Genomic DNA, 8,511 nt, shown 5'->3' with positions numbered 1-8,511 from the left:
CCCCCAACTACAAGGGGGGCGATTTCATCTACGGCGGGCGCCTGGCACAGGGCAAGCCGGGCCTGTACTCCATCGGCGTGAGCGCCCTCAGAAACGAGAGCGACAACGCGCGCGACCGCGAGGAAGAAGGGCTCGACGTCTGGGTGCACCCGGTGAAGCAGGTCGACCTGACCGGCCGCTCCTCCTACAACTCGAGCACCGACGGCTGGATGGAGCATGCCTACACCCTCTCCGTGGCCCCGATCGACGCCGTGACCGTCAGCGCCGACTTCTCCAGGATCAACTACCAGGACTACTTCTACAACGTGACCACCACCGCCTTCGCCCTGTCCAACAACGGCGGGCTGCTCGATCCCAGGGAAAAGGTGACCGCGGCCGGCGTCGGCGCGGCCTGGACCCCGGTGAAGAACCTGACCGTGGCGGCCGAGTACAAAAACTACGGCTACGAGATCCTGGGCTCGGCGGACTACGTCGGGGGCAAGGTGGCCTACACCACCGCCGACGCCCTCTCGCTGGGAGCGTCCGGGCACCGCATGGACGGCTCCACCGACCGTACCCGCTACTACGACTACCGGCTCTACGCCCTGAAGAAGACCGGGCACACCGAGTTCGGCCTCGACTTCTACAACGTCATCTTCGATCGCCCCATCGACGGCGTGAAGAGCAGCTACGCGCTCACCGGCATCGCCGGCTACGAGCTCACCGAGAAGCTCAACGTCGGCGGGGAAATCGAGTATTCCCAGAGCCCGGATTTCAACCGGGAGTGGCGGGCGCTCGTGAAGGTCGCCTACGCCTTCGATATCAAGGGCGGCGAAAAGGGGGGCAAGAGTGAAAAGTAAAATACTGATTCTGCTGATGGTGCCGCTCATGGCGCTGCTTCTCGTTGCCTGTGCCAACACCAGGAGCGGCGCAAGGATCCACCCGGAGGCGGTCACCGGAACACCCAACTGTACCGAGTGCCACACCGACGCCTACGCGGCCATGAACCACCAGGCCGTGGACTTCTTCAAAAAGCACAGCATCTTCGCCAGCAACGCCAGGATGGCCTGCGCTTCCTGCCATGCCGAATCCTTCTGCTCCGACTGCCACGCGCACAAGGAGGAGTTGAAACCCAGCGTCAAATACACCCAGCAGGTGGAGCGTACCCTGCCGCACCGGGGCGATTACCTGAGCCAGCACAGGATCGACGGCAAGATCAATCCCGCGTCGTGTGCCAAGTGCCACGGACGCACCAACAACGAGAGGTGTCTGACATGCCACAAATAACGACCAAAGTTCTGTCTTTTGCGGTCCTTGGTGCGCTGGCGCTGGCCCTGTCGGGATGCGGGGACGCGAACCCGCAGGCCTCTTTCGACCCTGCCGCCGGCAAGCACCCGGCCAACTGGCTGCCGTCCGGGCACAGCGCCGCCGCCGAGGAGGACATCAACGGCTGCGTCGAGTGCCACGGCGACGCCCTCGACGGCGGCATCGCCAAGGTTTCCTGCCTCACCTGCCATATCGGCGGCGCCACCTCGGCGCACCCGGTACTGTGGGGGGGACTCGCCTATGCCCTCCATGCCGGCTACGTGGGGANCAACGGCACCGCCACCTGCGCCACCGCCCTCTGCCACGGCACCGCCCTGGCCGGCGTGGCAGACTCCGGCCCGGCCTGCACCGACTGCCACATGGCGGGCACGGCCCAGGCCCCGCAGATCCACCAGTGGGGCGGCGTGAGCGCCACCACTATCCAGGACATCGCCGGGCACAAGGCGTATTTCCAGGCGGCTCCCAGCATAAGCTTCACGACCTGCCGTAACGCGGCCTGCCATGGTACCACCCTGGCCGGCGTGTTCGCCAGTGGCCCGTCCTGCATCAAGAACGGCTGCCACGGCTCAGGCAACCCCGTGCCGGCGGAGAACTAGCCAAACCGATGTGGGTTCATTTCCCAGACCAAGCAGAAGGAGAACATAACATGTGCATCCCCTGGAAGAAACACATTGCAGCGGCTTTACTGCTTCTCTGCCTGCCGTTCATCCTGATCGGCTGCGGCGGCGGTGGCGGTGGCGGCGGCACGAGGGTGGTCTCCGGCGTCGCCGTGAAGGGCCCCATCGCGGGCGCCCTGGTCTCGGTGTACCGGCTGCAGCTAGACGGCAGCCGCGGCGCCCTGCTGGGCACCGGCACCACCGGCACTACCGGTGACTATGCGGTCAAGATCCCGGCCTCCATCACCGGTCCCATCGTGGTCACCGTCACCGGCCAGCCCGGCGCCACCTACCTCAGCGAGAGCACCAACGCTCCGGTTCCCTTCACGGCGGCCGATTCGTTCAGCGCGGTGGTGGACAATTTCAACCCCGACGTCCCGGTGGCGGTCACCCCGCTCACCGAGGCCGCCTTCGAGAAGCTGCCGCTCATCCTGCAGCAAAAACCGGGCACCATCACGCCGGAAGTGCTGCAAGGCGCGGTCGTTGCGGCCAACGCCCAGGTGGGCGACCTGTTCAACGTGACCGACATCCTGGCGCCGCCGGCCGACAGCGCGACTTACCAGGCCAACTTGGCCGTCATCGACCAGATGATCGTCGATTCCAAGGCCGGCGGCACCGTGACCAACACCACGGCGGTCATGACCGTGATCAACCAGGCAACCTCCGACGTGAACCCCGCGGCACCGGCGTACCAGACCTTCGTGGACGTCTTCACCACCGCGGCCGCCCAGGTCGTCGCGGCTGATCCCGCGCTCGCTGCCACGGTCGCCAACATCACCCAGCAGGTGACCGCACCGCCGCCGGAGCCCGACTTCAGCGACGTCACCGCCCCGAGCGTCCCCGGCGCCCTTTCCGCCACCACCTACGCGGTCAACTCGAGCACCAGCAGCGTGGTTCTTGCCTGGCAGGCGTCCAGTGACAACATCGGCGTGGCCGGCTACGACGTCTACCGCGACGGCGCGAAGGTCGGCACCACCACCACCGCAGGCTTTACCGACCCGTCGGTGATTTCCAACGTCACCTACAGCTACACGGTGGTCGCCTTCGACGCGGCGGGCAACTTCTCGGCGGCCAGTGCGCCGCTCTCGGTGAAACCGAACCAGGCCTCGCTCAGCGTGACCGTGAGCGGGCAGCTCTCCGGCGACCTTACCTCGCACCTGGACCTTCAGGCACCCACCGCACCGGGGAGCCTGAGCGCGGTCACCGCCGCCATCTCCGGGACCAACAGCTCGGTTACCCTTTCCTGGGGCGCCGCCACCGACAACGTGGGGGTCTCCGGATACGAGGTCTTCAGAAACGGGGTGAAGATCGGCAGCACCGGCACGCGCAGCTTCGTCGACGCCTCGGTCGCCTCGGCCACCACCTACTCGTACACGGTGAAGGCCTACGACGCCGCAGGCAACCGCTCCTCGGCCAGCGCCGCACTCGCCGTGACTCCGAACCAGGCATCGCTCGGCGTCACCGTCGGCGGACAGGTGAGCCCGTAAGCAATGAATAAGATCCGACTACAAGGGGGTAATTCTGAAATCGTCAGCAGAAGAGAATGCACCATTGGAGCAGGACACTACAAACAGGAGGAAACTATGATTGGCAGAAACCTAAGGTACCTCGTAGCACTGTTAGTATGCGTGCTGTTGCCTCTCGCAGGCTGCAGCGGAGGGGGATCCAGCACCAAGATCACCAGCAAAGGCACCGAGGTGACCGTCGGCGGTAAAGTCGACGTCGCCAAGGCAGCCGCCAAGACCGCGTTCCTGTCATCGACCTCGGCCGGTGCCGTGAACAACGTCTTCGTGTACAACGCGCAGGACGGGGCCCAGCTCGGCACCGCCGCCATCGGCAGCGACGGCAGCTTCAGCGGCCTGACCTTCACCCTGCCGGCAACCAAGACCGTGCTGGTGTTCAAGGCCGTCGTGGCCCAGGGCACCTTCCGCTCGCTGGTACCGGTCGACCTCTCCAGCCCGCCTGCCGCGGGCGTCATCACCGGCTCCAACCCGATCAACATCCAGATCAGCCAGCAGTCCACCGACATCACCAGGGCCGTATCCGCTCTCATGGGGCTGACCGGGCTTCTGGGCGACGCCAACCAGACCCTCGCTTCCGCCACCAAGACCTACACCGACTGTGCCCAGGCGGTGGTAAACTCCGGCGGGCAGATCCTCGCCTACTCGACCAGCGGCCTCGCGCTCTCCGGCACGCTCTCCAACGGCGACCTCCTGCCGGCAAGTGCCGCATCCACCCTGACCTATGACGACCTGAACAACACCCAGCTCGACGGCAGGATCACCAGCGCCTACATCCCGGGCAACAACCCGATCGTCAACTTCACCGTGGTGAACAAAGCCACGGGTAAAGGCATCGCCGGCCTGAGGACCTTCGGCCTCCACGTGGCACAGCTCAAGCCGGAGACCGCCGGCGCCAACTCCTACTGGCTCAACTACATCCTGAACAGCACCAACCGTCCGACCTCCGACCCGGTGACCACCTTCAACTCCAGCACCGGCGCGGTCAACGTCCAGGGCTACACCGTCATCGATCATGGCGACGGTTCCTACACCGCCATCTTCGGCTCCAACGTGAAGAACGTTTCCTCCGTACCGTACGACGCCAGCCTCGTGCACCGTATCGGCATCTCCGTCCGCTCCGTCGCCGTTCCGGGCGTGGTCGGCAAAACCGCGGGCGCATACCTCGGCCCGATCAACCCGCAGACCAACGCCAACAGCGCCAACTTCGCCGTGCGCGGCGTGGCCAACCTGATCTACGACTTCACCCCGGCAACGGGCGCCATGCTGACCAACAACGGCGTCCAGGCCTTCGCACGCGACATCGTAACCTCCGCCGCCTGCAACCAGTGCCACGACAAGCTCGGCTTCTCCGGCGGCCACTTCGCGTCCCGTCCGGACACCAAGCTTTGCGTCATGTGCCACACCCCGCAGAACAAGCTTTCCACCGACGTAGCCGGCGAGACCAACGGCGACTTCACCCCGTTCATCCACAAGATCCACATGGGCGAAGAGCTTTCTCCGGCTGAGACCATCCTCGGAGTCTCCACTGCGGAGATCACCTATCCGCAGGACATCCGCAACTGCGCTATGTGCCACAAGGGCGTAGACGGCAACAACTGGAAGACCAAGCCCTCCAGGAAGGCCTGCGGCTCCTGCCACAGCTCCGTCGTCTGGGCCAGCCACGAAGGCGGCCAGAGCAGCGACGCCTCCTGCGCGGCCTGCCACACCGGCGGCATCGCGGCTGTGGAAGTCTCGGCAGCTCACGTCCCGGTGATCGCACCGGATCCGAACAACATCTTCTCCACCCCGGGCACCGGCAACAGCCGCACCAACGCAGCATACGTAGCGGCAGCCGGCGCGGTTCCGGCCGGCGCAGCGAAAATCACCTACGAGATCAGCAGCGTGACCGTTGCCGGTTCCCCGGCCAAGGCCGCCATCAAGTTCAGGATGCTCAAAGACGGCGCCCCGGTGACCTTCAACACCTACGTCGACGCCACCACCGAACTGCTGCCGAACTTCGTAGGCAGCCCGAGCCTCTACGTGGTCTACGCCGTGCCGCAGGACGGCATCACCGCTCCGGCCGACTTCAACAAGTCGATCAACGTCTACCTGAAGGATCTGCTCAACCCGGCCAACACCAAGGGCACCCTCACCGGTCCTGACGGCAGCGGCTACTACACCGCAACCCTCACCGCGGCTACTTCCACCATCCCGGCTGCCGCCACCATGGTGACCGGCGGCGTCGGCTACTCCTACCAGCTGGGCGCCACCACGCAGCCGCTGACCCAGACCAACCTGGCGGCGTACCCCTACAACTCGGGCACCAAGGTCGGCGGCCTGATCGTCGCCGCTCCGAACGTCGCCAAGGTTGCCACCAACTACAAGGCGCGCCGCGTCATCGTCAGCAACGACAAGTGCAACGCCTGCCACGTACAGCTCGGCGTAGCGCCTTCCTTCCACGTCGGGCAGAGAAACGACGCGCCCACCTGCGCATTCTGCCACACCGTGAACCAGGCAAGCTCCGGTTACTCCGCGAACGCCAGCACCTTCGTTCACGGCATCCACGCTGCCGCCAAGCGCTCCACCCAGTTCGGCTGGCATGCGGTCGACGCAACCACCGGCTACTGGGAGATCAGCTACCCGGGTTACCTGAGGAACTGCGAGCAGTGCCACCTGGCCGGCATGTACGACTTCAGCAACTCCGTGTACACCTCGACCACCAGCGGCACCTATACCACCGCCACGCCGATCCTCGACCGGCTGCTTTACACCACCGTGGCTTCCGGCACCTCCACCATCAGCTCCACGGTACCGCCGACCGGCGTGAACTTCAGCACCGGCACGGTCTATGGCGCCGGCTTCAGCTACGCGGCTGACACCGACACCACCACCCCGGCGGCCGGCACCACCCTGGTCACCTCGCCGATTACCGCGGCCTGCTTCTCCTGCCACGACTCGTCTCTGGCCAAGGAGCACATGGTCGCCAACGGCGGCTCCATCTACCTCGACCGCACCACGGCTCTCGGCAGGAAGGAAACCTGCCTCATCTGCCACGGTTCGGCCGCAAACACCCTCAACACGACCGTCCCGACCATCAAGGCGGTTCATCGTTGGTGGTAAGCTGCAAGAAGACCCCGGGGTGACGCGTTCACCCCGGGGAAGCGCAAAAGGCCCGGAGACGTTTCGTCTCCGGGCCTTTTTTTTGTTAATCCCTCTCCCTCCGGGAGAGGGTGCCCGAAGGGCGGGTGAGGGAGGCGCCACGAAGCGGGATCATTGCCTGTTGCAGCGCCCTCACCCCGACCCCCTCCACGAGGGAGAGAGGGATGGGCATCCTGGCGGAAGATCGTGACTAATACGCAAAAAAAAATCGTCGTGCAGTGGGGGGGGAGCGGGAAGGAGGGGAGCCAGATCGAGTGCCGGGTCCGTCTGCGGACAAAGAAAGGGCGGCTTCGTCACCGCGAAGCCGCCCCGCCGGACTAGAAGTAGGAGAGGACTTCGTGCTGCTTGTTGTCGAAGGTGAATTCGTGAGCCCAACGCCCGTTGAGCGACTGGGTGACGTGATACATCTTCACCACCATCTCTTTTACGGCCCTGCGGGTTTCATCCTTCATTGCTTCCTTCTGGTTCTGGTAGGTGATCTTTACCGAATACACTTCGATCCTTGCCGTCGGCGGGGATTTCAGTGGTTCGGACTTCACGATCTCGAACTTCGCCGACTTAGGCAGGTTGTCCTTGATTTTCTTGGCGTAGAAATCGATCTCACCCGAGATAGCGAGGATCTTCTCGTAGTCCTTCAGTTGCTGTTCGGTGAGCTGGTACTTCTTCTGATAGATCAGCTTTTCTCTCGCTTCAGTGACGAGAGCTTCGGTAAGGTTGGTTGCGGCGTACATGGAGTTTTTATCTTCGTTCTGGATGCCGGACAGGTACTTCAGCGCCAGTTGCTTGTCGGCGGTCGCATCCGGAAGGACTACCTTCTGCGCGGCGGCTTTTTCAGACGCCTTATTGTCAGTACTTTTCCCATTGCATCCAAATACTGAAATACTAATTGCCGCAATGCCTATCACCGTTAATGCTTTGTGCATGCCATTTCTCCTTTGGAAGTCTTGCCTGCCAGTTGAATAGAATACTATGAACACTATGACTGTGCAAGTTACATATCGGCAAAGACAGTAATTTATAAATAAAAACTTCACGAGGTCCTTTGCATGCAATCCCGGCCGCCCCCTCTCGTCCTGGTTGAACGAGTGCAGCCTTAAACAGTCAGGGCCGTGCTGTGAAACCGTGAGCGCGGCATGAGGCGTAGGTGCTGGAGTCACTCGGGTGAGCGATGGGGAATTCGGGTGTATTTGATGCCGTTAATGGTTTGCGTCTCCGCCTAGTATGAGTTGAATCAAATCTTAAATCTCTCTTAAGTTGCAATAAAAAACTTTTTTGCGCCTTGCACTACAAAAAAACTATTGTACGTTTAGCAATAGTCCTAATAGTCAAGCACATCGGAACGCACTATTATTGAATTAGGCCTATTTAATAGATAACTGTGATTGGTGTGCCAGCACGTCTCTGAGTATTCCCGGTTGTTTCCGTCCAAATAAGTAGTGTTAGCTAATTAACCAGTCGGATGAGCCGGTGCGGCTTTCTGTCGCGCCTGGCCACGCCGTGACTCGCTCTCAACGCAGCAGCGGATTTTCTGAATACGGTCCACACTACGGAAAAGGAGGGGATGTCTTGACAAGCCACCAACAGAAAAGATCAGGACGCGAACAAAGCAGTCTCCTGAGGGTTGCATCGGTGGTGCTGGCGGCAGCGTCCACGGTGATGCTCACCCAGCCGGCTACGGCTGCGGATTACATCATCACCGGCAGCTCCAACACCTACCTGCGCATGACCCGCACCATCAACAAGGACGACCTTTACCCGTTGTACGAGTACCTGCGTTTCTCGGTCACCGCGGCGGAGAAGGACGGCAGCGCCACCTCGCTGCACCTGGGCGCCTGGGGGCGGGTCGACCTGTTCGACAAGTCGACCGACCACTACACCGACGGGGACCT

General features: G+C 62.8%; 4 protein-coding genes and 2 pseudogenes. 5 read left to right on the top strand and 1 reads right to left on the bottom strand.

Annotated features, from left to right (window positions below):
• From H7687_RS21740 to H7687_RS21720, 4 genes and pseudogenes are all read left to right on the top strand, one after another.
• Positions 1-839, top strand: a pseudogene (locus tag H7687_RS21740) (hypothetical protein); the annotation flags it as partial.
• Positions 829-1,266 carry a cytochrome C gene (locus tag H7687_RS21735; RefSeq protein WP_183351376.1) on the top strand — a complete coding sequence of 146 codons (438 nt, stop codon included), beginning with the start codon at positions 829-831 and terminating at the stop codon, positions 1,264-1,266. The pseudogene H7687_RS21740 and the gene H7687_RS21735, both read left to right, overlap by 11 nt.
• Before the next feature lie 685 nt (positions 1,267-1,951).
• Positions 1,952-3,448 carry a fibronectin type III domain-containing protein gene (locus tag H7687_RS21725; protein WP_183351372.1) on the top strand — a complete coding sequence of 499 codons (1,497 nt, stop codon included), beginning with the start codon at positions 1,952-1,954 and terminating at the stop codon, positions 3,446-3,448.
• 96 nt (positions 3,449-3,544) lie between these two features.
• Positions 3,545-6,583, top strand: a complete 3,039-nt coding sequence (locus H7687_RS21720; protein ID WP_183351370.1) for an OmcA/MtrC family decaheme c-type cytochrome — start codon at positions 3,545-3,547, stop codon at positions 6,581-6,583.
• A 356-nt stretch (positions 6,584-6,939) separates the two neighbouring features.
• Here the strand turns inward: H7687_RS21720 and H7687_RS21715 are convergent, their stop codons facing one another.
• Positions 6,940-7,545 carry a hypothetical protein gene (locus tag H7687_RS21715; RefSeq protein WP_183351368.1) on the bottom strand — a complete coding sequence of 202 codons (606 nt, stop codon included), beginning with the start codon at positions 7,543-7,545 and terminating at the stop codon, positions 6,940-6,942.
• Between the two features lie 643 nt (positions 7,546-8,188).
• Between H7687_RS21715 and H7687_RS21710 the strand changes: the two are divergent.
• A pseudogene (locus tag H7687_RS21710) lies at positions 8,189-8,511 on the top strand (hypothetical protein); the annotation flags it as partial.

It is taken from the genome of Geomonas paludis (genome assembly GCF_014193585.1).
GTDB lineage: Bacteria > Desulfobacterota > Desulfuromonadia > Geobacterales > Geobacteraceae > Geomonas > Geomonas paludis.
The sequence above is the reverse complement of the archived record's forward strand: the minus strand, read 5'-3'. Positions and strand labels throughout refer to the sequence as shown.